Origin of the sequence: Neorhodopirellula pilleata (genome assembly GCF_007859915.1) — a bacterium.
Lineage (GTDB): Bacteria > Planctomycetota > Planctomycetia > Pirellulales > Pirellulaceae > Rhodopirellula > Rhodopirellula pilleata.
Genome location: NZ_SJPM01000003.1, coordinates 527,385 through 549,870, shown reverse-complemented (window position 1 = coordinate 549,870; position 22,486 = coordinate 527,385). Strand labels below are relative to the sequence as shown.

The window sequence follows — 22,486 nt, the reverse complement described above, 5'->3', positions numbered from 1 at the left end:
GTTAGGTTTAAGTTTAAGTTTAGGTTCGAGTTGGTTGGGGGGTGAGGGATTCTTGGCCGACCCAGGGTTGCAAGACTTTGGGGACCGCGATGGAGCCGTCGGCTCGTTGGTGGTTTTCTAAAATGGCGATCATGGCCCGGCCGGTCGCGACGGCGGTTCCGTTGAGCGTGTGGACGTATTGGGTTCCCTTTTGTCCAGGCGTCTTGTATCGGACGTCGAGTCGTCGGGCTTGGTAGTCGGTGCAGTTGCTGGTACTGGTGACTTCGCCCCACTCGCCCGCTTCGCCGCGACCGGGCATCCAGGCCTCCAAATCATACTTGCGATATGCCGGGCCACCGAGATCACCGGCGGCGGTATCGATCACACGGTAGGGAACTTCGAGGGCGTCGAACAGTTCACATTCGAGGCCACGCATTTCTTCGTGCAACGCGTCGCTTTGATCGGGACTCGCGAACGCGAACATTTCGACTTTGGTGAATTGATGGACGCGGTACAAACCGCGCGAGGCCCGACCCGCCGCGCCGGCTTCAGTTCGGAAACAATGGCTCAAACCGCACAGCTTGATCGGCAACGATTCTAAGTCCAGGGTTTGGCCGCTGAGCATCCCGCCCAAAGTGATTTCGGCCGTCGCGACGAGGTTCAGTTCCGTGTTCTCGATGCTGTAGATTTGGGTCTCCGGACCGCGGGGGTTGAAGCCGGTTCCTTGCAGCACGCTGGTCAACGCCAAGTCGGGCGTGGCCACCGGCGTGAACCCTCGATCGCTCAAAAAGCTGATTGCGAATAGTTGCAACGCGAGGTCCAAACGCACGGCCGCGTTGCGGAGGAAGTAGAACCCCGAACCGGCCACCCGGGCACCGCCTTCGAAATCGAACAAGTCGTGCTTTTCGCCCAGTTCCAAGTGGTCCAGCGGTTTGAAATCCATCGCCGGTTTGGGGGTTTTGCCGAAGCCAAGTTCGTTCGCGTCCTCTTCCCCGCCGTCGGGCACGTCGGGATGCGTCATGTTCGGCAGGACGGTTTGCAGTTCGACGATCTTGGCTTCGAGTTCGTCCTGCAAGTTCGCCGCTTCGTCTTTCTTTTCACGAAGCTGGCGGCCTTCGGCGATCATCGCTTGCCGGGCCTCGTTGTCGGCTGCCTTGGGAATTTGTTTGCTGATCTCGTTGGCTAAACGGTTGAATTCTTGGGATTGTTGCAACGCCTCGAGACGTTGGGCCTCGAGCGTGCAGATCGACTCCACGTCGACTTCCACACCACGACGGGCGGCATTTTTGGCGACCAAATCCGCGTTTTGCAAAATGAATTTACGATCGAGCATCGGCCAAAGGGTCAGTGTTGGGGTTGAGAAATCAAGAGAAACATCGGTCAAGCCACGCACAACTTAACGAAACAGAGGCCAACTTGGTCAGGCCCCTAGATGGACGCCGCCCATACGGTTTCTTGGAACAGCGGTTTCATCCCGAAACGACGATACGCGTCTTGCGCGGGATGGTTGTCGCGGTCGACCGCCAAGACCAGCCGAACGGCATTCTGATCGTGGCCGATGCGGGCGATTTGGTCCATGATTCGGCGGCCCAAACCGTGTCCGCGATGCTGCGGCACGACACCCATGTAAACCAACTCCAGGACGAGTTCGTCGTTTTGCGAGTTCCGGTGCCGGGCTAGCATAAAACAGCCCACCGGTTCGGAGTCGTCCACGTGAACGGTGAACCACAGGTCGGGGGCATACGAGCTAACGCACCGATAAGACTGAATGATCTCGTCGGTCGTGCGGTAGGATTCCAGCGAGGGGCAATCCAGCGAGCCGCGATAGGTCTCCGTCACCAACCGCTCGAACCGCTCCCGTTGTGCGGCGTCGGCTTGAGCGACCGTTTCGAGCGTGATCGGCGGGACAGGTTCTGAAACCGTGCCGCCGAAATTTCCTGTGGATTCGTCGGCGTCGATGGCGAGGTAATCTAACGTGCCGACCTGAGCAAAACCCATGTGTCGAGGCCACCAAGGGATGTCGATCATATTTTCAGCTTGACTGACCGGATCGGTCGCCCACTGCACGAATTTGATTTGGTGGGTGGCAAACAGAGCCAATAGTTTTTCCCGTAGCCCGTCCGCAGATCGTTCGGCGATCGTGAGCGACTCGTTCACCCGCACCGACGCGGCCCACTCGCTCGGTTTTGTCCAATCGACGTGCAGGATCGTTGCCGTGTCGCCCTGCTCGGGCAAAGCGGCGATCGCGACGACGCCTCGGTCCAACGAAACGTCATCCTGTGCGGCGAACCGAACGATCAAATCGGTCGGGCGATCCGAGTTCAATATCGCTCGAAGTTGATCCGACACAATGCTCAAGCGTGCCGGTGACAGTCGTGCAAGCGTCTCGGTCAAGACCGCCGCCAATTCTGGAATCTGAAGCGGCCGTACACAAATCGACAGCGGTTCAGGGCTCAAGAATGGGTCCGTTGTATTCACTTCGGTGACAATTGAGTGGATGGCTGGGTGGCGGAAGCCCAACAATGTAACAGAACCCGACGAGAAACGGATTTCTTCGGTTGGCTATCCAGACGCAGCGTTCTATGATCGGGGGGTTCGCTGTTTTTTTAAGTTGTCGTGCTGAGTGATTGTGGGTGGCTTCGGTGCCTCTGATCACATTTCCATCGAGATCCATTCATGTTGTTTTGTCCCGCAATTGTTTCGAGTCATTCTGCCGGCCGCGCCGGTGTGCTCGTGAAAACGATCGGCTTGTTGCTAGGGTTTGTGGTCTTCGCATCGCTGGTCGACTCGTCGACAGCATCGGCTCAAGGCCTCTTTGGTCGGATGCGGGCGAGGATCGAAGCCCGGCGTCTGCCCACGCCGCCGGTTCCCAGCCCTGCGAATCCAAACCCTGCAAATCCAAACGCGGTGAATCCCAATGTCGGGAACTCGCCCCGCGTCCTGGCGACGCCGATGGCAGGAGGTTTGCAGCCCGCCGATGCGTCGGGCGCCGAAGCTTTGCCTGGTTCGCCAACATTTGGAATTGATGTCACGCCCGCTCGGGTCGGCCCCTATCAAGGGCTCCGCGTGCTCGGATTCCAACCGGATTCACGAGCCAACGCAGCGGGATTGCAGCCCGGCGACGTGATCGTTTCGATTGAAGGCCAGCCAACCCGTTCGCTCGCCGACGTGGGGCGGTCCTTGGCCGCCTCGACGATCGGCCGGCAGGCTGAGATCCAAGTCATTCGTAACGGACGTTTGTATCGCACGACGGTCCCCGTGATCAACGGCGCAGCGGCCGATGGCGAATCCAACGAACCATCAGACCGATCCGCCGATTCGATCGCGAAGGGAACCAGCAGACCAGACACGTCGTCCAGGTCGGCGGCCAAACCGCCGGTTAGTCCGGCGACCGGCCCCACCCTCGCGCGGCCGCGATCGTCACTCGGTTTGGAGGTTCGCAACGCGACTCCCCAACGCGGGATCGAGGTCGTCGTCGCTCCCGAAGGAACCGCAGGCGTGATCGGAGGCCTGAAGCCACAAGACCGGATCGTTTCGGTCGATGGTCGACTGGTTAAGGACATCGACGGTTTGATCCGCGAGCTATCGGTCACCCAACCAGGAGAATCCGTGCGGTTCGGTGTCGTGCGGGGTGAATCGATGCTGGAGTTGGATATCGAAATGGGAGGTCCACGCGGCAAGCCGATCCGAGGTGCCACCGAACAGAATGCTCCGTCAACTGCCGCCAATCAAGACGCCGGCAACCAATCCGATGCTGCGCAAGGTGACGTCGGAAGCAGCATTCTAGGCGGCATGGGAGCGGCCCTCGGCGGTCTGTTTGCGCCGAAGGAGCCATCAAAGAATTCATCGGCGAACCCACCCGCGACCAAGCCGAATCCTGCGACCGACAAACCGGCCCAAGTCGCAGCCGAATCGGTGGACCCCTTGGCTCTTCCCGAAGACGACGCACCGCAGCGTCAAGGTTCGGCCGACTTGTTGCCGCCACCCCAGGCAGAAGTGGATCCAGCGATGTCCGAGGTCGAACGTTTGCGGGCCGAAGTCGAACGTCTCAAACGCCAACTCAATCAAAAGTAGTGGGCTGTTTGGGCTATTAGCATTGCTGGGTGTTCGTCGCAAAGCCTCCTCCACCCAGCCTACATCGGTCACCAAGTAGGCTGGGTCGCAGCGATAGCGGAGACCCGGCAATGCGGACAGCTAGCGGCTTCGTTGGCTTGTGCCATCTTGATCGTTACTCGGTGGTGATGACTCGCGAACGATGCTCGCCTCGAGGGGAGGTTTAAGTTTAAGTTTAAGTTTAAGTTTGAAGAGGCAGGCAACGGACACTGGAAGCTGTGAGCCAAAAGCCAACCGCCAAAAGCCAACCGCCAAAAGCCAACAGCCAAAAGCCAACAGCCCGCCGACACCGTCGGCGCATAAAAAAAGCTCCCGGAAAGTACGAGGTCCTAGGGGGGCGGAGGACAACGCGCTTCTTTTCCGGGAGCCGGTGGATGGTGTCGTCCGAGACGGTGCATCGCATCCTTGCTAGCACGCTCGAACTCAAAAACATCAGAGAACCTAGCCGATCCGTTTCAATCATCCATGATCGAATCCGTATCGGGATCTTCGCAGCCGCTTTTCGAAAAAATCCGAAATGCGACCAGTGCGAAAAGCATCCTTTGGATGTTTCCAATCGCCGCAAACGAACCGTTTCAAACCGGGTTCAAAACCACTCGCTCGCGTTGATGAGGGAAACTTAGCCGGGGCGGCTTAGCGGGGTCAAGACAGTTTTGAAAAAACTTTCAAGTCGTTTCAAATTGCTCTAAACTCTTGGAAAGGTTCGTATCCTCGAACGCCCGCCAGGTACCGTTTTCGGATAGGCTTAACAGTGTTTTATTCCCTCCCATCGCTTAGGTCAGGATTCTGATGCGTTTGAATATCGTTGGATTGTTATCATTCGTTGGTTTGATCGGATGTTTAGTCATCGGATGTCAACCGCCTGCGGAAACCGCTCCGTCTGCGAAGAATGCCGATGACCCGTTGCACTTCGCAGTCATCCCCAAAGGTGAGACGCACATCTTTTGGCAATCGGTCAAGCTCGGTGCCGAGCAAGCCGGTGCCGAAGAGAACGCACGGATCACCTTTAAAGGTCCCGCCAAAGAAAGCGATCGCAACGAACAGATCAACGTGCTGCAGGGATTCCTGAACGCCAACGTGGATGGAATTTGTTTGGCACCGTTGGACGCTGACGCATTGGTCCGCCCGGTCGAGGAGGCCGGTCGCGCCGGTGTGCCCGTGGTGATCTTCGACAGTGGACTCAACGCCGATGAGAAAGACATCGTTTCCTATGTAGCGACGGATAACTTCAAAGGTGGACAACTCGCCGCCGACGCGATGGCGGCAAGCCTCGGTGACGAAGGCGGCAAAGTGATTTGCTTGCGGTACAACAAGGGCAGCGAGAGCACACACCAGCGTGAAGAAGGCTTCCTCGACGGCATCGCCAAGTACCCGCAAATCGAAGTCATCAGCAGCGATCAATACGCGGGAACCACCACCGAATCGGCGGTCGATAAAGCCCAAGCGTTGCTCAACCGTTACGGCAATGAAGTCGATGGAATCTTTGCGGTGTGCGAACCCAATGCGGAAGGCGTGCTACGAGCGATCAAGGATCGTGGCTTGGGCGGTAAAATTAAACTCGTCGGTTTCGACAGCAGCGATTCGTTAAGACAAGCGTTGTCGTCCGGCGATATCGCCGCGATCGTGTTGCAAGACCCGGTTCGCATGGGATACCTCGCCGTCAAGACACTCGCCGCCCACGTCAAAGGCGAACAAGTCGAGTCTTACACCGATACCGGTGTCTACGTCGCGACGATGGACAACCGCGATGACGAGACCATCTCACGTTTGCTCAACCCGCCGAAATCTTGATCGACTCGAATCCGCCTTCCAAAACGAACTATGTTCTTGACCAAGTGGCAGCCAATCATGCGTTTCTTGAATCTGGCACTGGCGTCTTGCATCATGATCGCCTGGTCGTCGGTCCGCCCCTGTCGGGCTGACGATTCGGTCGATTTCAATCGTGACATTCGCAGTGTCTTGTCGGACAAATGCTTCTTGTGCCACGGACCCGACGAAGAAACCCGCGAAGCCGGTTTGCGATTGGACGTCCGCGAGGACGCCATCGACTTTTCCGCGATCGTGCCGGGCAGCCCGGCGGAAAGCGAGATCATTTCGCGGATCACCAGTCGCGATCCCGACGTCGTCATGCCGCCACCATCGACCGGCAAAACGATCAGCGATCAAGAATTGGAAAGCATCGTTCGCTGGATTCAAGACGACGCTCCCTATGCGGAACACTATGCGTTCGTTCCGCCGCGGCGACCCGATCTTCCCACGGTCGCCGATACGACTTGGCCACGAAACGAAATCGATTACTTCGTCTTGGCCAAACTCGAGGAGCGATCGATGTCGCCTTCGCCACCCGCGACGCCAGAAACGTTGGCTCGTCGCTTGTCGTTGGATTTGATCGGTTTGCCGCCGACGATCGATCAACTTGATCGAGTTGCGAAACAAGCTGGCGATGTGATCGAGAACCTCATCGACGAACTCACCACCTCGGTTCACTTCGGCGAACGATGGGGCCGGTGGTGGCTCGACGCGGCTCGTTATGCGGACTCCGCCGGTTATGAAAAGGACATGCAACGGTCGGTTTACTTTTACCGCGATTGGGTCGTCAACGCATTCAACCGAGACCTCCCCTATGATCAATTCATCATCGAACAAATCGGCGGAGATTTGTTGCCCGGTGCGACCCAAGACCAACGCGTCGCCACTGGCTTCTTACGCAACTCGATGACGAACGAAGAAGGCGGCGCGGACCCGGAGCAATTCCGAGTCGAAGGCATGTTTGATCGAATGGACGCGATCGGTAAAGCGGTCTTGGGGATTACGACGCAGTGTGCTCAATGTCACACGCACAAGTACGACCCATTGAGTCACCACGAGTACTACTCGATGTTCGCGGCGTTGAACGATTTTCACGAGGCATGCATTTCGGTTTACACGCCCGAACAGGCCGAGCGGCGCGATCAAGTTTTGTCTCAGATCCGATCGATCGAAAATGAACTAAAGACAGCCGAGCCCGACCGGAAATCGAAGGTGGCCGCTTGGGCGGATGAAGTCGCGGCTTCGTTGCCCGCTTGGAAGGTGATGAAACCGACCGAGCATCCATATGTCGGAGAGAAGTTCAAAATCCTCGACGACGGTTCGGTCGTCAGCGAAAGTTATGCACCGACCAAAGCTGACAATTCGTTTTCATTGACAACCCGTGTCGGTACGATTACCGCCGTGCGCGTCGATGCCTTGACCCATCCACAACTGCCACGCGGTGGTCCCGGACGCAGCATCGACGGAACCGGCGCGTTGACCGAGTTCAAGATGACGATCGAGCCGACCGCCGAAGGTGCCAAGCCGATCGACGTCCAATTCGTTCGAGCCATCTCCGACGTCAATCCAAAACATCAATCGCTCAAGCCACAGTACCGTGACAAAGATCCGAATAAGGATGACCGCGTCGTCGGTCCGGTCGAGTACGCCATCGACGGTGATGTGAAAACCGCTTGGACGACCGATAACGATCCGGGGCGACGCAATCATTCGCGGCATGCAATCTTCGTTCCCGAATCGCCCATCGTGATCGACGGAGACGCCAAGTTGACGTTCACGATGACGATGAAGCACGGCGGGTGGAACAGTGACGACAACCAAAACTTCTTGATCGGACGATATCGCTTCAGCATCACCGACGCCGACACGATTCCCGACAGCACCGTCGACACTTCGATCGAGCCGATCTTGGACACGCCCGCGGACGAGCGTTCGGCGGCCCAATGGAACGCGCTGTTTAGCCAATGGATTCGAGTCCAAGACTCCTACGCCAACGAGGTGCAACAGATCGAGGCGTTGTGGCAAAGCTATCCTGAAACCACGACGCAATTGGTCGCTCGATCGCTCGCGAAACCGCGAGAGACGTTTGTTTACAGCCGAGGCGATTTCTTGCGTCCGGCCGACAAGGTCGAACCCGATGTTCCGGCGTTTCTCAATCCCTTGCCCGATACGAACGAGCCGGATCGTTTGCGGTTCGCCCGTTGGCTTGTTTCCAAAGACTCTCCGACGACGCCGCGGGTCATCGTGAACCGAATTTGGCAAGCCTATTTCGGACGCGGTCTCGTCACGACTCCGGAAGACTTCGGTTTTCAATCGCCGCCGCCCTCGCATCCTGAGTTGTTGGATTTCTTGGCCCGCGAATTAATCGATAGCGGGTGGAGTTTGAAACACATTCATCGTTTGATTGTTCAATCAGCGACCTACCGGCAAGCCTCCGCCGCGCCCGCCGAGGCATGGAAAAACGATCCGTCCAATCAGTGGCTCTCGCGAGGTCCACGAGTGCGAGTGGAAGCCGAGATGGTGCGTGATTTGGCGTTGTCGGTCAGTGGCTTGCTCAACACCCGGGTCGGCGGCCCCGCCGTTTATCCGCCCGCGCCCGACTTCCTTTTCCAGCCGCCGACCAGTTACGGCCCTAAGATTTGGAACCACCGTGACGACGCGGCCCAGTATCGCCGGTCGCTCTATGTGCACCAGTATCGCAGCGTCCCCTATCCGCCGCTGCAAGTCTTTGACGCTCCCAAAGGCGACGCCGCCTGCGTCCGTCGCGAACGCAGCAACACGCCGCTGCAAGCGTTGGTGATGCTCAATGAACCACAATTCGTCGACGCCGCCCGTGCTCTTGCCGCCCGCACGTTGCGGGAGGTTGATACCAATTCGAACGACCAACACGTAGACGACATCGACGCCGCGAGAATCCGGTACGCGTTCCGGTGGTGTACCAGCCGGTTTCCCGATGCGGATGAAGTCAAACTGCTCGCCGAGCTGCTCAACGAACAACGAGAGCACTGGAACGTAGCCGATTGTGAACCAAGAGAAGGTGAACCAAGAGAAGGTGAACTAACAGGCGGTGAGCCGATACATCAGCAACGTCGCGATCAGCGAGAATCGTGGGTCGGACTCCCGGCCGATCGATGTTTGCAGTTAACCGGCGCTCCCGCCACCGAATTGGCCGCTTGGATGACGGTCTGCCGGGCGATCTTGAATCTGGATGAAACGATTACCAAATGATGAAACAATCAAGCATCGATCGAGCCATTAACGACCGCACGAATCTCGCGAGGCGTCGCTGGTTCATGCAACAATGCGGTATCGGATTGGGCCACATCGCCTTAACCTCCTTGCTCGCCCGAAATGGGACCGCTGGCGAATCGATCGGTACGAACCCGATGGCCGTTAAATCGCCGCATTTCCCGGCCAAGATCAAGAATGTGATCTTGTTGTTCATGGGCGGCGGACCGAGTCAGTTCGAGATGTTCGACTACAAACCCGCACTCGAGCGACTCGACGGCACGTTGCCTCCGCCTGAGTTGCTCGAAGGTTATCGCGCCGCCTTCATTAATCCTAATTCCAAACTGCTCGGTCCCCGCTACCAGTTCACCAAGCAAGGTTCCGCGGGCGTCGAGATCAGCGAATTGTTGCCCCACACCGCCGGTATCCTCGACGATATTTGCTTGATCCGGTCGATGAGAACGGATGCGTTCAATCACGCGCCCGCTCAGTTGATGATGAGCACCGGTTCCCAACAGTTCGGTCGGCCCAGCATGGGTTCGTGGTTGACGTATGGATTGGGCAGCGAATCGGAGAATTTGCCCGCTTATGTCGTTTTCAACAGCGGCAGCAAAGGCCCCAGCGCAGGCAGTGGTAATTGGAATTCCGGGTTCCTGCCGACGCTGCATTCGGGCGTCGAGTTCCGCAGCAGCGGCGACCCGGTTTTGTATCTTTCCAATCCCGCCGGGCTCGATCAGGCGACCCAGCGTGCGACGATGCAAACCGTCAACGAACTCAACCGCCGACGGCTCGACGTCGTCGGCGATCCCGAGATCGCCACGCGGGTGAATTCGTATGAAATGGCGTTCCGAATGCAATCCAGTGCACCCGAGGCGATGTCGCTGGCCGACGAAACCGACGACATGTTAAAAATGTACGGGGCCGAACCAGGCAAGATGTCGTTCGCCAACAATTGTTTGCTCGCCCGCCGTTTGGTGCAGCGCGGCGTGCGTTTTGTGCAGTTGTTCCATGAATCTTGGGACCAACACGGCGGACTCAAGAACGCCATCAAGAAAAATTGCCTCGATACCGATCAAGCCTGCGCGGCGCTGGTCAAGGACCTCAAGCAACAGGGAATGCTTGACGAAACATTGGTCATTTGGGGAGGCGAATTCGGCCGCACGCCGATGGTCCAAGGCGGTAACGACGGAAGGGACCACCACCCCAATTCATTCTCGATGTGGATGGCCGGCGGCGGGCTCAAGTCCGGTACCGTTTACGGCAGCACGGACGAACTCGGGTTCGACGTCGCCGAAAATCCGGTCCACGTCCACGACCTCCACGCCACGATTTTGCACCTGCTCGGGTTTGATCACAAGCGTCTGACCTACCGTTTCCAAGGCCGCGATTACCGTCTGACCGACGTTCACGGCGAATTGGTGCAGGGCATCTTGGCCTAGCGTTCCCTAAAACGGGCTGGCTCCGAACGGATCGTCCATCGCTTCGCCACTGCCACCGAACGGATCGGCGCCACCGCCGGGAGCTCCAAAGGGGTCGCTCGCAGGGGCGCTGCCACCAAACGGGTCATTGGCCGGTGCCGCGTCACCACCGAACGGGCTCGCGTCGCCACCAACTGGTTCTTTGCCGCCCGCCATTTCCGGCTCAGCAGCATTTTCCATCGCGTCTTTGAACGCGTCGGGTGATTCCACGGTGGCATCTTGGTCCATGTCATCGGCAAACGGATTCTCGGCCGAGGGAGCCGACGGCGGTGCGATTCGAGGTGAGGCGGGGGCCGGTTTCGCAGCGGCCGCGCCCGGTGCGGGGCCGGGGGCGACGCCCAGTTCGCCATAACGAACGTTGGACCGAGCTTGGCCGGTCGCCAGGGCTTGGAGACGTGCCTTTTCTCGAATTTGCTCAAGTTTCAAACGGGTCGAACCCTGAATCCGGGCCAGCGACCGACCGATCAAATCGCCAAACGTTCCGGTTGCTTCCAGCTTCGCACCTTCCTGGAAATCGGCTTCGGCTTCGTAGATGTTTCCGCCCGACGCCGCGACCAGCCCGCGGAAGTAATAGGCCCGTGGATCACGGAATCCGTTGTCGATCGCCATGCTCAGCCACTCACCGGCTTGTTGGTATTGGCCGGAGTGGTAGGCGTGAACCCCTCTTCCGTAAATTTCGGATAAGACGGCCGATTGGGCTTGGGTTCGTGACGGAACCATGGCCGTCAACACGCCAAAGGCGAACAGTGCGAGAATGCAAAAGCGAAATTTCATCGCAAGGGGGATCCTTGGTCGGGGAAAGCAGGTCATCAAGACTGACCTGGGAGGATAGTCAAACGACGGCTCGGTGGCAAACAATTTGATCGGTCCGGCCGACGGATTTGCGGTGAAAACTGCCGATCCGAACGGGATATGCGGAATTCTCTACGTCGTCGAGGCTTCCAAGTTGGTAAAGTAATAAGGTCGTCAGGGGTCCTGACGCCGACACCGACCTTTTCCGCCGTCGCGTTTCCTCTTCGCGGACCACGCTTATGTTTCTCGTCTGGCCAAACCGCTATTGCTACGTGTCCTTTCGTTCGTTGGTTTCGTTCCACGTGCTGTGGCTCGCGTGGGGGCTCCTTTTGGGACCGCCGACGACGTCATTTGCCGAGCAAAACTCCGATAGGTTTGTGGGCAAACAAGCTGCCGAAGCGAGCCGTGCCCAGATCGCCGAACTCATCGAAGGTCTGGCCTCGGACTCTTACGCCACGCGAATTCGCTGTCGCGATCGCTTGTCACGGATCGGATTGGCCGCTTTCGATCAACTCCGCGAGGCCCGCGAACATCCCGACAGCGAGGTGGCAATCGTCGCTCGCCGGTTGACCAGCGGGTTGCAGGTCCAGTGGAGCGTGCCGGACGATTCGTCGACAGTTCGCGAGCTGTTGTTCGAATACAGTTCGCTCAGTATCACCGAGCGGCAAGATCGCATCACGCAACTGGCCGAATTGCCACGCGGTGAATCGTTCGAGCCACTGCTCCGCCTGGCGCGATTCGAGCCGGAGCCCGGTTTGGCCCGGTCGGCGGCGCTGGCGATCATGAACCAGGACACCACGGACGGATCCAATCGGGCTGACGAGGCGCATTCGATTCAATCCAAAATCAAAGACCCCGAATTGATCGCCAACGCATGGTTGTTGCAATACGCCAAGGACTTACAAAACGGATCAATCTCGCCCAAACAATGGCAAGTGTTGTTCGATGAGCATCGGCAAGTCGCCGTTCACGGTGATACCGGGGCCAACGATACCGCTAGGCAATTACTACAACTCGTCTGGATTACCGCCGAGCGAGCGATCGACCAAGGTTCACCAGACGCTGCACTGGAGATCGTCCGCAACAACGTGGGCTTGATTCCGGCCCGAACCCGCGATTTGATTCAGGCGACGAGTTGGGCCCTGGATCATTCTTTGTATCCCTCCATCGCGGCGATGTACGAAGCGAATTTAGACTTATTTGAAAAGTCACCGATTTTGCTTTATTCCGCCGCCGAGGCGTATTCTCGAATGGAGCAAGCGTCCGTCGCCGATCGGCTTGCCGGTTTGGCATTGGAGATCAATCCGATACCGATGTTGGTCGAACAACCGGGAGACCCCGCATTACCCAACAATGCTGATCAAGCGGAGCCGTTCATTCACCCGCAAGTCATCCGATTGCACGCCGAGGCTCATGTCAAAATCGCGTTCGAGTTGTCTCAGCGAGGTTTGTTCCGATGGGCGGAAAAGGAGTTTCAGCTCGTCATTGATCGATTGCCGCTCGACCACACGATGGCTGCCCGAGCGAGATTGTACGCCGCTGAAATGCACAGCGAGTTGCAGCATCACGAAGTGGTCATTGAAATGCTCACCCCTTTGGATCAACGAATCGAGAGAGACAACGAGTTCGAAGAACGGTTGATCGCGGACCAATTCAGTTCCGCGATTGTCCGCAGCAACTTGGATTTTCACCGTGGTTTGTTGTTGATCCAACGAGGCCAAGCCGAGCAGGCGCAGCCGGTTCTCAAGCGTGCCTTCGAAACCAATCGCGAAAACATCGACATCCTGATCGCGATGTATCGACTCGAGGGTGACCAGAAGTGGCAAGACGAAGTTCGCAAGACCCTCACCGAACAGATCGGAATTGCGGAGGCGGAAGTCAACGAGGCGGTCAACACGCCACGGCGACTCGTACCGCCTTGGTTGTCCGAAAACAGCGTTGCCAAACGACTCAACGCTTACGCTTGGTTGGTCAGCAATACCGAGGGCGACTACCAAAAAGCCCTCAAGTACAGCCGTGAGTCGCTGCGTTTGACTCCGAATCAGCCGGCACTGATGGATACGTGTGCCCGATGTTATTTCGCCGTCGGTGATCTCGAAGCGGCGGTGAAAATGCAAGCCGAGGCGTGCGAACGGATGCCGCATTCCCCACCGCTACAACGTCAGCTCGAACAGTTCGAACAGGCACTTAAATCCAGCCGATCAAGCGAACCGCCGCAATCGCCGTGAAGCCCAGCAGGATCAGGTTGAACCATTTCTGCGAAACCCGCTTGACCAACCAGCGACCGCCGAGCATCCCGATCGGGATCAACGGCGCAAATCCTGACCCGATCAATAACGTCGAGCCGTCGATCAATCCCAAGTCATAACTCAGCGGCAGTTTCAAAACGTTGAGCACGAGAAACAACCACGCACTCGTGCCGATCAATTCCCACTTGGGCAACATCACCGCGAGTAAGTACAACGCCACGACCGGTCCGGCCGCGTTGGCCAACATCGTCGTCACTCCGGCTAGCAATCCCAACATGATCGCAAACCAGGCTTGATGCGGCACAGCGTCGAACGCATCGGGCCGATACGTGCGAAACGCTTGCACCGCCGTTAACGCGAGAATGATTCCGCCGACGATCAACTTGAATTGATCGGCATCCATGCGGTCCATCATCGCCCAGCCGATCAAGATCCCCACGAGTGTCGGCGGAAGCAACCGCCGAACGTGTTTCCAATCCGCCGAACGTCCGAAGAAATAGATCGCGCACAAGTCGCCCACGACTAGCATCGGCAACAACACGCCCGTCGATTCGAACGCGCCAAATACAAACGCGTACATCACCACGTGCAACATACTCACGCCCGGAAACCCGGCTTTGGAGACGCCGATTCCCATGGCACCCAGCGCGAGGCAAATCAGTTCGATCGGTGTCCATCCCATCACCATCATTGCGACGACCGATGGCATTCCACTCCGCACAGTGACACGTCCACCCCGAGTTCTGCGGCGGCGCAGGCTTTCGCAAGCATGGCACGGTCGGCGTCCGCTTCGCTGTGTGCGTAGGCGACTTGGATATGGTTCGCCTTGTGCCGCGCCATCATTTGATTGCGGCTAACCCCATGCAGCACCGCGTGCATGATCGGCCACTGCGGCGTCGTGCTGTTCCAACGTCGCTCGGTTTCTTCCCTGGGCAGTTCGACTACGGTTGCCCGACCCAAATCCATTTTCAACCGGTTGTCTTCTACGAACACTCGCGACCAAACGATCGGTCCCGGTTTGCTGATTCCCCGAATCGTGCTGCCGCCGGACGGGAAGTACATCGGCGGTTGCCGGAAACCTTCCGCCGCTGACCATCCGCCTTCGAAATGCGACGCCGGGACCGCACCGCTGATCTCCAAAACCCAAACTTCCTCCTCGACGGTGCCGGATTGATCGTTGTCGGACCAACGTAAATCGTGAAGCGTGTTCTCGACCGGTTGACCCAACGCCGCATGGACTCGCTGGGTCAATAAGCCGTCAAGGCCCGCACACTCGTCGACTTCGTTGAAATGTGTCACCGGCGCACCCGCGTACAACTCACGCGAACCGTCTCGTGAATTTACCGGCGGCCGATCGGAATCGTTGAGCATGCCTTCGACCAAATCGCTTGCCGGCAACAAGTCCTTCAAGCCTTGCTGGTATTGAATCCCGATGCAGTCACATCCGAAATCATCGGCGATACGGACCGCCGCGATGTAGGTGCGACACTGATCCAAGATCTGAGCATCCGTGAGATCGGTCTCATGCGTGGGGCCGGTATGGAAAGTCATCCCGGCCCGGTCGAGCCAATCGCGAACCGCTTGAGCCTCGGCATCGGAAACTTGCATCGCCTCGTGATACAACGCCGATTGGCTGAGTCGTTCTTTGAACACGCCCAGGGGATTGAGCAGGTGATCCGGAATGATGGCATTGAACATGCCCATGCAGCCTTCATCGAAAACCCCCATGATCGCTTTGTCTCGCCGCAGCGTTTGAGCGATGTTTCGTCCGAGTTGTTTCACATCATCGCTGAGCTGCCCGGTATCCAACGCATGGACATGGGACGTGTCGTGATCAACGACTCCGGTATCGAGCCATTGTTTGAGCCTTTGATTGAACCAATCGTCCTGAAACGTTTCGCTCCATAGTGAACTGTACTTCACACCCGCCTTGGTCAGCGAACCGTTCAGGTTGAGCATTCCCACCAAACCTGGCCACTGTCCTGACCAATTCGCGACCGTCAAAATCGGGCCGCGATGGCTCATCAAACCGGCCAAGACGTGATGCGAATACTGCCAGACCGCTTCGGCGACGACCAACGGCGCGTCCGGATCGATGTCACGGAAGACGTTCATCCCCTGTTTTTGCGACGAAATGAAGCCGTGGCCGGCGGACTCGTCGAATGCGTGGGCGCGTTGAATGTTCCAACCGTGTTGTTGGAACGCTCGTCCAAGAGCGGCTTCCATGTCTTGCTGGGCCTGCCAGCAGACTCGATTGGCGGATTCGCGGAGGTCGCCCGAAGCGATCAGCGTGACGGTGTTGGACATGCGAGTGATTTCCAAAAAAGCTGGGGTAAAACGGCGGGCCGATTGGCTAGTACTTCGTCGAGATTGCATCGTAACCCGAAGCGTAAGCGAGGGATTCAACGCCATTAAAACCTCTTTATAAATCCCTCGCTCAGGCTTCGGGTTACGACGCAAATTAAATCAACAGCCCGTTACGCGTCGGGTTGCGATGCAGGCGAAATCAACTGCTCTCTAACTCAGTTGTTCGGCCAATTTCCGGTACCTTTTGTAGTGAACTTGATAGGCATCGTGGTAGTCCATCGCCGGCCGGATCACTCGCTTTCGGTCGTCCGGCACCGCCGCCATGGCTTTCGAAGCCTCCGTCACGTCGGCGAATCCGGACTTGTCCTGACCCGCCGCCACCATCCCCAACACCGCCGCGCCGACGGCGGGGCCTTGTTCAGATGGGTGAATTTCGATCGGCGCACCCAGCACGTCGGCGTACACCTGAACGAGATCCGGGTTGTGATGCGGCAAACCGCCTGTAGCCACAAACTTTTCGACCGGAACACTGCTTTCACGCAATACATCGACGATCCAGCGAACGCCGAACGCGGACCCTTCCAGCAACGCCCGATAAAGATGGGCAGGCGTGGTTCCCAGCGAGAGTCCCGTGAACGCCCCTTTCACTTTGCCGTCCATCAACGGAGTGCGGCATCCATTCATCCAGTCCAAGCACAACACGCCTTCGGCGCCCGGCGGTAACGCCATCGCATCACGACTGAGCCGTTCGAACGAGTCCAGGTTCAACAGTTTCAAGAGCCATGCGAATGCATCGCCGACGGCCGCTTGTCCGGTTTCATAACCAAACAATCCGGGCAAAATGCCCCCCTCGACGATTCCCGCCACGCCGGCGACCGATTTGCCTTGTTCGGAATTGAGCATGTGGCAACTGCTCGTGCCCATCACCATCACCATCGTTCCCGCTTCGCCCGCCCCGACCCCAGGGACGGCGGCATGGGCGTCGATCGTGGCTGCGGAAACCGCGATTCCGGCGGGCAGCCCGAACCGCTCAGCCATCTCGGCGGACAAGGATCCGGCCCGCTCGCCCGGCGACAACATCACACCGGGCATTTTCGACCGTGCCGCCTCGGCGAGTTTCGGATGCACGGCGCTGAGATAATCTGGCGATGCGTAGCCTTCTTCAGGTGACCACAGCGCCTTGTAGCCGGCTTGGCAAGTCGATCGCGGCAACCGATCGGCATCGCAACCGACCAGTTTCCAAACAAACCAATCACCGGCCTCGAGCCAAACCTCCGCCGCGTCGGCGACTTCTGGGGCGTTTTCAATCGTTTCAAGCAGTTTCGGAAAGAACCACTCCAGCCCGATGGTTCCGCCGTAGCGATGCAGGAACGATTCATTGCGTTGTTTGGCAACGTCGTTCATCCGGTCGGTTTGCTCGATGGCACCGTGGTGTTTCCATAGTTTCGGCCACGCCAAGGCGACCCTCGCGAATGTGTCGATCTCGCACAACGGCGTCGAGTCGCGGAGGGTCGGCAGCATCGTGCAGCTCGTGAAATCGACGCCGATCCCGACGATTCGCGACACGTCGATGCCGGAAGCTGCGATCGCCTGCCGCGTCGCAGTCGCGGCACTTCGGATCCAGTCGCCCGGAGATTGCAACGCGTAACGATCCGGCAACCTGACGTTCGAGCCGGGCAACGCGTCGAGGATCTGGCCGTGTTGATAGTGCTCCGAGCCGATCCCGAGCTCACAACCGGCCGTGTCGATCAAAACCGCACGAGCGGACTCGGTCCCGAAATCCAGACCGAGCGAGACCGGGGGCGGAAAGGCAGACATGATCGAACTCCGAGGTCTTTGGGAGAGTGAATGGGGGAGCTTTCAGCAGGATAACCACTCGCCGAAAGCCTTGACGACATTCGCTACGCTCCCACCTTCAGAGTGAATTTTGACAAAGCCCTAGCAAAATGACGTCAAGCGAGCCCAGTTTACTGCCGAAATCCCTTTCGGAAGAGCGTCGTGGCGACGGCAAATGAAGGGCAAGCCAAGATTCTGAAAAATTTCTGATCGATTGCCGTTGACCGCCAGCCAAAGAACGCTATTCTTCTCAACCCGCAGCAAAGAAACGCGGTCGCCCGCCTCACCGCGAGCTTCCCTTTTCTCCTGCAGGACTCAAGCGAAACAACGCTGAAAACTTTTTAAAGAATTCAACTTTGTGACCTTGACCCGAAGTTAGCCACCCGCTAATTTCTCGGCTCGCTCGAAAACGACCGGCCGACTTCCCTCCGAGTGAAGGAAGTTGACCGGCTGCTTTCAGCAGCGTCTCTTGGATTTCTGTTAATGCAGGGTCTGGGAAACTGATTTTTGACAATTTGGTTGTTTGGTAGTTGGCATCTGAAAAAACACCATTCTTTGGTGGATGCCTGGCCTTTTTCCGGGGTCAGTGCATGCATCAAAACGATGGGTTTGAATAGAAAAGTTCAAACGGAAGCGTTGCCAATTCGAGCGTGGTTTACCACGAGAGGGTTGGCATAGAATTCGATTGGATTCTTGAATGTGATATCGTTAATAGATTTAAATTGAAATCGACGATTCAGGTCAGCGGTGTTGTTCGACTTTGTCGGGCGATGTGGCTTGTCTTGAGTTCGGGATTTCGGTGGCCAATCTATCAAGGGCACATGGGGGATGTCTTGGCGTTAGAAGGAGAAGGGCGTGGAAGTCTGCGAAAAGCCTGGGGGAATTGACACACAAGTGATGATCCCGGGGTTCCCGACCGCAGCACACTGAATACATAGGTGTGTTTGTAACAACCTAGTGAACTGAAACATCTAAGTAACTAGAGGAAGAGAAAGAAAAATCGATACCGTCAGTAGCGGCGAGCGAAATCGGTATAGCCCAAACCGCGGGGGTTTCCCTCGCGGGGTTGTAGGACTTCAATATGGGATTGTGATTGATTAGTAGAACGACTTGGAACGGTCGGCCACAGAGGGTGACAGCCCCGTACATAAAAATCTAATTGCACCTTAGAAGCACCTGAGTAGGTCTAGTCACGTGAAACCTAGACTGAATCCACGGGGACCATCCCGTAAGGCTAAATACTCTCTAACGACCGATAGCGAACCAGTAGCGTGAGTGAATGGTGAGAAGAACCCCTGCTAGGGGAGGAATGTGAACCTGAAACCATGTGCCTACAAGCGGTCGGAGCACTATTTTAATGTGTGACGGCGTGCCTTTTGCATAATGATCCGGCGAGTTGTGGTAAACGGCTTGGTTAAGTTCTGACGGAACGAAGCCCAAGGGAAACCGAGTCTTAATAGGGCGATTGTCGTTTGCTGCAGACGCGAAACCTGTGTGATCTACCCATGAGCAGGTTGAAGCGCGGGTTAAACTGCGTGGAGGACCGAACCCACTTAGGTTGAAAACTGAGGGGATGACTTGTGGGGAGGACTGAAAGTGTAATCAAACCAGGAGATAGCTCGTTCTCTCCGAAATATCTTGAGGGATAGCGTCGAGTAAATTAGTGACCGGGGGTAGAGATACTGAATCGGATGGGGGCCCTTCCCGGGGTACCCCACCGAACCAAACTCCGAATACCGGTTCACCTTACCTCGGCAGTCAGTCCCTGGGGGATAAGCTCCAGGGTCGAGAGGGAAACAACCCAGATCGCCTGCTAAGGTCCCGAAGTAAAACTTAGTCACTAAGGAAGTTGAAGTGCAGTGACAGCTGGGATGTTGGCTTAGAAGCAGCCACCATTTAAAAAGTGCGTAATAGCTTACCAGTCGAGCATTTCTGCGCCGATAATGAACGGGAGTAAGTTTTACACCGAAGCAGCGGATTGCAGTTTACTGCAGTGGTAGGAGAGCGCCGATGACGAGATACAAGCCGTACGGTAACGAGCGGTGTTGGCGTCATCGGGTGATTATGCCGGAATGAGTAACGATAAAACAGGTGAGAATCCTGTTCGCCGAAAGCGTAAGGTTTCCTGGGGAAGGCAAATCCGCCCAGGGTTAGCCGGTACCTTAGTCGAGGCCGAAAGGCGTAGACGATGGACAGAAGGTCAATATTCCTTCGCCACATGGGTATTTCGATGCGGGGACGGCGTCCAGAAAGCAAGCGGTACGAATAGATATGTCCGTAGCGAAAGCTGAGGTGACTGGGGTTAAATGACCGGTTATAGCCAAGGCATAGCTCGAGAGCATCCAAGTTCTCGAAGTTGTTGGAAGGACGTCCAAGAAAAGCCGCTAAGTTACATGCCCTGTGACCGTACTAAAACTGACACAGGTACGCGAGATGAGAATTCTAAGGCGCTCGGGAGAACTGTGGTTAAGGAACTCTGCAAAATGGCCCCGTAAGTTCGCGATAAGGGGCGCCTGGTCCGGTTCACGCTGGAACAGGCCACAGAAAATCGGCTCTAACGACTGTTTATCAAAAACACAGGTCTCTGCTAACACGCAAGTGGATGTATAGAGACTGACGCCTGCCCGGTGTTGGTAGGTTAAGGAAGAGGGTTAGCCTCACGGTGAAGCTCGCGACCGAAGCCCCAATAAACGGCGGCCCTAACTATGAGGGTCCTAAGGTAGCGAAGTTCCTTGTCGGGTAAGTTCCGACCTGCATGAAAGGCGTAACGATTGGAGCACTGTCTCAACCACAGACCCGGTGAAATTGTAGTTGTGGTGAAGATGCCACATACCCGCGGTTAGACGGAAAGACCCCGTGAACCTTTACTGTAGGCTGCTATTGGGTTGAGATATGTCTTGTGTAGGATAGCTGGGAGGCTTCGAAGTTGGCACGCCAGTGTCTTCTGAGCCGTTGTTGAAATACCAGCCTGGTCATATTTTAATTCTAACTTTGATCCCCTGAAGCGGGGCAAAGGACAGTGGCAGTCGGGCAGTTTGACTGGGGCGGTCTCCTCCCAAAGAGTAACGGAGGAGTGCAAAGGTACACTCAGTCTGGTCGGCAATCAGACGTAGAGCGTAAAGGTAAAAGTGTGCTTGACTGCGAGACCCATAAGTCGAGCAGGTACGAAAGTAGGCCTTAGTGATCCGGTAATCCCGAATGGAAGGGTTATCGCTCATCAGATAAAAGGTACTCCGGGGATAACAGGCTTATCGCATCCGAGCGTCCACAGCGGCGATGCGGTTTGGCACCTCGATGTCGGCTCATCACATCCTGGGGGTGTAGAAGCTCCCAAGGGTTTGGCTGTTCGCCAATGAAAGTGGTACGTGAGCTGGGTTCAGACCGTCGTGAGACAGGTCGGTCCCTATCTGCCGTGGGCGTTCGAATCTTGATGGGGTTCAACTTTAGTACGAGAGGATTTAGTTGGACGAAGCTCTGGTGTACCAGTTGTCGCGCTAGCGGCACGGCTGGATAGCTAACTTCGGAAAGGATAAACGCTGAAAGCATCTAAGCGTGAAGCCCGCCCAGAGATGAGGATTCGTAGACAATAGTCGAAAGCCCCCTGGAAGACGACCAGGTTGATAGGCTGGAAGTGTAAGCATGGTAACGTGTTGAGCAAACCAGTACTAACGGGCGAAAGTTTGGCCACCGATATCCCGCACTCAAGTGCAATCGGATGGCTTCCGCGTGAATAACATTTGTTAACTACCAAACAATCTGGCTTGTCGGAGGCGAAATACCCTTCGGCAAGTCTTTCTGGCGACGATATCGCAAAGGTTATACCTGTTCCCATCCCGAACACAGAAGTCAAGCTTTGTGAGCCGATGATAGTGCATACCAGTGTGAAAGTAGGTATTGCCAGATTTTTAAAAACCCTCCGGTTGCGATCGGAGGGTTTTTTTTTGCGCTGTCCGTTGTTCCCGTGTCGGTCCGTCGTGATTCATCGGTACGTTTTGATCGGAAGGTCGTAGCCGTGTGTTTACCCGTGCTCGCGCTGGTACTCGTACTTAATGAAATGCTATTCGTACTCGAAACACACGCTGTCGAGTACGAGTACCGCCGAGTGCTGAGTACGACTACGACTACGAGTACGAGAGCCCGGTTTAATGCGAGTTCCCTGCCCCTCGGTTTGCATTGCGGATCTTCCAAACGCGTCAGTTGAGAAGCGAACGCTGTTAGATCCTCTGTAGGTATCCCTCACTCACGTATTTTGAAGTTGCACGTTTTTCGTAACTCGCTGCGTAACGGGCTGTTGATTTATGTTGCGTCGTAACCCGAAGCGTGAGCGAGGGATGCCTACAGGGGAGTTAATGGCGGGCGATCCCTCGCTGACGCTTCGGGTTACGATTAGTTTAACAGCCCGCTAGCGGCATCGGCTCACGAGAATTGCCTAAACCAACAAGTTAACGAGCCGCTAGGTCCGTAGGCTGAATGCTGTCATTCAGTTTACGACTAGTTCGTCACACCGTTACGAGTCGGAGTTCGCATTATCCAGGTTCGGAATACGACTTCGGACGATTGCCTGACCCTCCTAGCGTAGAAAGTCTTGGCAACTTTCGGAGGCTCATGGACCGCAGTTTTTCTATCCGCATGCCGAATTGGCAGCAGGGGTGGCGAGCCCTCCGAAAGAGCCGTGTCTGGTTGTTTATTCATCCT

At 56.7% G+C, this 22,486-nt stretch carries 11 protein-coding genes and 2 rRNA genes; 7 read left to right on the top strand and 6 right to left on the bottom strand.

The annotated features are described in order from the left end of the window. Positions 1–19 precede the first annotated feature (19 nt). Both serS and Pla100_RS10820 read right to left on the bottom strand, forming a co-directional pair. Positions 20–1,312, bottom strand: a complete 1,293-nt coding sequence (serS, locus tag Pla100_RS10825; RefSeq protein ID WP_146577685.1) for a serine--tRNA ligase — start codon at positions 1,310–1,312, stop codon at positions 20–22. Positions 1,313–1,407: 95 nt separating this feature from the next. Further along, complete coding sequence (locus Pla100_RS10820) at positions 1,408–2,457, bottom strand: GNAT family N-acetyltransferase (RefSeq protein WP_146577684.1); 1,050 nt, start codon at positions 2,455–2,457, stop codon at positions 1,408–1,410. 198 nt (positions 2,458–2,655) lie between these two features. On the opposite strand from Pla100_RS10820, the gene Pla100_RS10815 reads away from it, so the two are divergent. The 4 genes from Pla100_RS10815 to Pla100_RS10795 all read left to right on the top strand — a co-directional run bounded on the left by Pla100_RS10815 (position 2,656) and on the right by Pla100_RS10795 (position 10,568). Further along, positions 2,656–4,053, top strand: coding sequence for a PDZ domain-containing protein (locus Pla100_RS10815; RefSeq protein WP_146577683.1), 1,398 nt, complete (start codon positions 2,656–2,658; stop codon positions 4,051–4,053). A gap of 828 nt (positions 4,054–4,881) precedes the next feature. Next, on the top strand, positions 4,882–5,883 hold the full coding sequence (locus Pla100_RS10805; RefSeq protein ID WP_146577681.1) for an ABC transporter substrate-binding protein: 1,002 nt from the start codon (positions 4,882–4,884) through the stop codon (positions 5,881–5,883). A 57-nt stretch (positions 5,884–5,940) separates the two neighbouring features. Next, positions 5,941–9,129 carry a PSD1 and planctomycete cytochrome C domain-containing protein gene (locus tag Pla100_RS10800; protein WP_146577755.1) on the top strand — a complete coding sequence of 1,063 codons (3,189 nt, stop codon included), beginning with the start codon at positions 5,941–5,943 and terminating at the stop codon, positions 9,127–9,129. Then, on the top strand, positions 9,126–10,568 hold the full coding sequence (locus Pla100_RS10795) for a DUF1501 domain-containing protein (protein WP_197167833.1): 1,443 nt from the start codon (positions 9,126–9,128) through the stop codon (positions 10,566–10,568). The genes Pla100_RS10800 and Pla100_RS10795 overlap by 4 nt, the downstream gene beginning before the upstream one ends. A 6-nt stretch (positions 10,569–10,574) precedes the next feature. On the opposite strand, the gene Pla100_RS10790 is transcribed toward Pla100_RS10795, so the two are convergent. Beyond that, complete coding sequence (locus Pla100_RS10790; RefSeq protein ID WP_146577680.1) at positions 10,575–11,381, bottom strand: hypothetical protein; 807 nt, start codon at positions 11,379–11,381, stop codon at positions 10,575–10,577. 395 nt (positions 11,382–11,776) lie between these two features. On the opposite strand from Pla100_RS10790, the gene Pla100_RS10785 reads away from it, so the two are divergent. Next, a complete protein-coding gene (locus tag Pla100_RS10785; protein ID WP_146577679.1) occupies positions 11,777–13,627 on the top strand; it encodes a tetratricopeptide repeat protein in 1,851 nt (616 codons plus the stop codon). Here Pla100_RS10785 and Pla100_RS10780 read toward each other — a convergent pair. The 3 genes from Pla100_RS10780 to Pla100_RS10770 all read right to left on the bottom strand — a co-directional run bounded on the left by Pla100_RS10780 (position 13,587) and on the right by Pla100_RS10770 (position 17,773). Beyond that, entirely contained in the window at positions 13,587–14,357 is a 771-nt protein-coding gene (locus Pla100_RS10780) for a sulfite exporter TauE/SafE family protein (protein WP_231602939.1), read from the bottom strand. The genes Pla100_RS10785 and Pla100_RS10780 overlap by 41 nt on opposite strands. Next, complete coding sequence (locus tag Pla100_RS10775) at positions 14,336–15,955, bottom strand: L-fucose/L-arabinose isomerase family protein (RefSeq protein ID WP_231602938.1); 1,620 nt, start codon at positions 15,953–15,955, stop codon at positions 14,336–14,338. Before Pla100_RS10775 ends, Pla100_RS10780 begins: the two co-directional genes overlap by 22 nt. 210 nt (positions 15,956–16,165) lie before the next feature. Then, a complete protein-coding gene (locus Pla100_RS10770) occupies positions 16,166–17,773 on the bottom strand; it encodes a ribulokinase (protein WP_146577678.1) in 1,608 nt (535 codons plus the stop codon). Positions 17,774–18,592: 819 nt separating this feature from the next. Between Pla100_RS10770 and Pla100_RS10765 the strand changes: the two genes are divergently transcribed. Together Pla100_RS10765 and rrf are read left to right on the top strand one after the other, a co-directional pair. Further along, positions 18,593–21,479, top strand: a 23S ribosomal RNA gene (locus Pla100_RS10765). Positions 21,480–21,585: 106 nt separating this feature from the next. Then, a 5S ribosomal RNA gene (rrf, locus tag Pla100_RS10760) occupies positions 21,586–21,694 on the top strand. Positions 21,695–22,486: the final 792 nt, after the last annotated feature.

Bases quoted from the DNA above. Each gene is read 5' to 3' on its own strand.
- Pla100_RS10815 (WP_146577683.1), top strand. From the start codon at position 2,656: ATGTTGTTTTGTCCCGCAATTGTTTCGAGTCATTCTGCCGGCCGCGCC.
- Pla100_RS10770 (WP_146577678.1), bottom strand. From the start codon at position 17,773: ATGTCTGCCTTTCCGCCCCCGGTCTCGCTCGGTCTGGATTTCGGGACC.
- Pla100_RS10775 (WP_231602938.1), bottom strand. From the start codon at position 15,955: ATGTCCAACACCGTCACGCTGATCGCTTCGGGCGACCTCCGCGAATCC.
- Pla100_RS10805 (WP_146577681.1), top strand. From the start codon at position 4,882: ATGCGTTTGAATATCGTTGGATTGTTATCATTCGTTGGTTTGATCGGA.
- Pla100_RS10790 (WP_146577680.1), bottom strand. From the start codon at position 11,381: ATGAAATTTCGCTTTTGCATTCTCGCACTGTTCGCCTTTGGCGTGTTG.
- Pla100_RS10795 (WP_197167833.1), top strand. From the start codon at position 9,126: ATGATGAAACAATCAAGCATCGATCGAGCCATTAACGACCGCACGAAT.
- serS (WP_146577685.1), bottom strand. From the start codon at position 1,312: ATGCTCGATCGTAAATTCATTTTGCAAAACGCGGATTTGGTCGCCAAA.
- Pla100_RS10800 (WP_146577755.1), top strand. From the start codon at position 5,941: ATGCGTTTCTTGAATCTGGCACTGGCGTCTTGCATCATGATCGCCTGG.
- Pla100_RS10780 (WP_231602939.1), bottom strand. From the start codon at position 14,357: ATGCCATCGGTCGTCGCAATGATGGTGATGGGATGGACACCGATCGAA.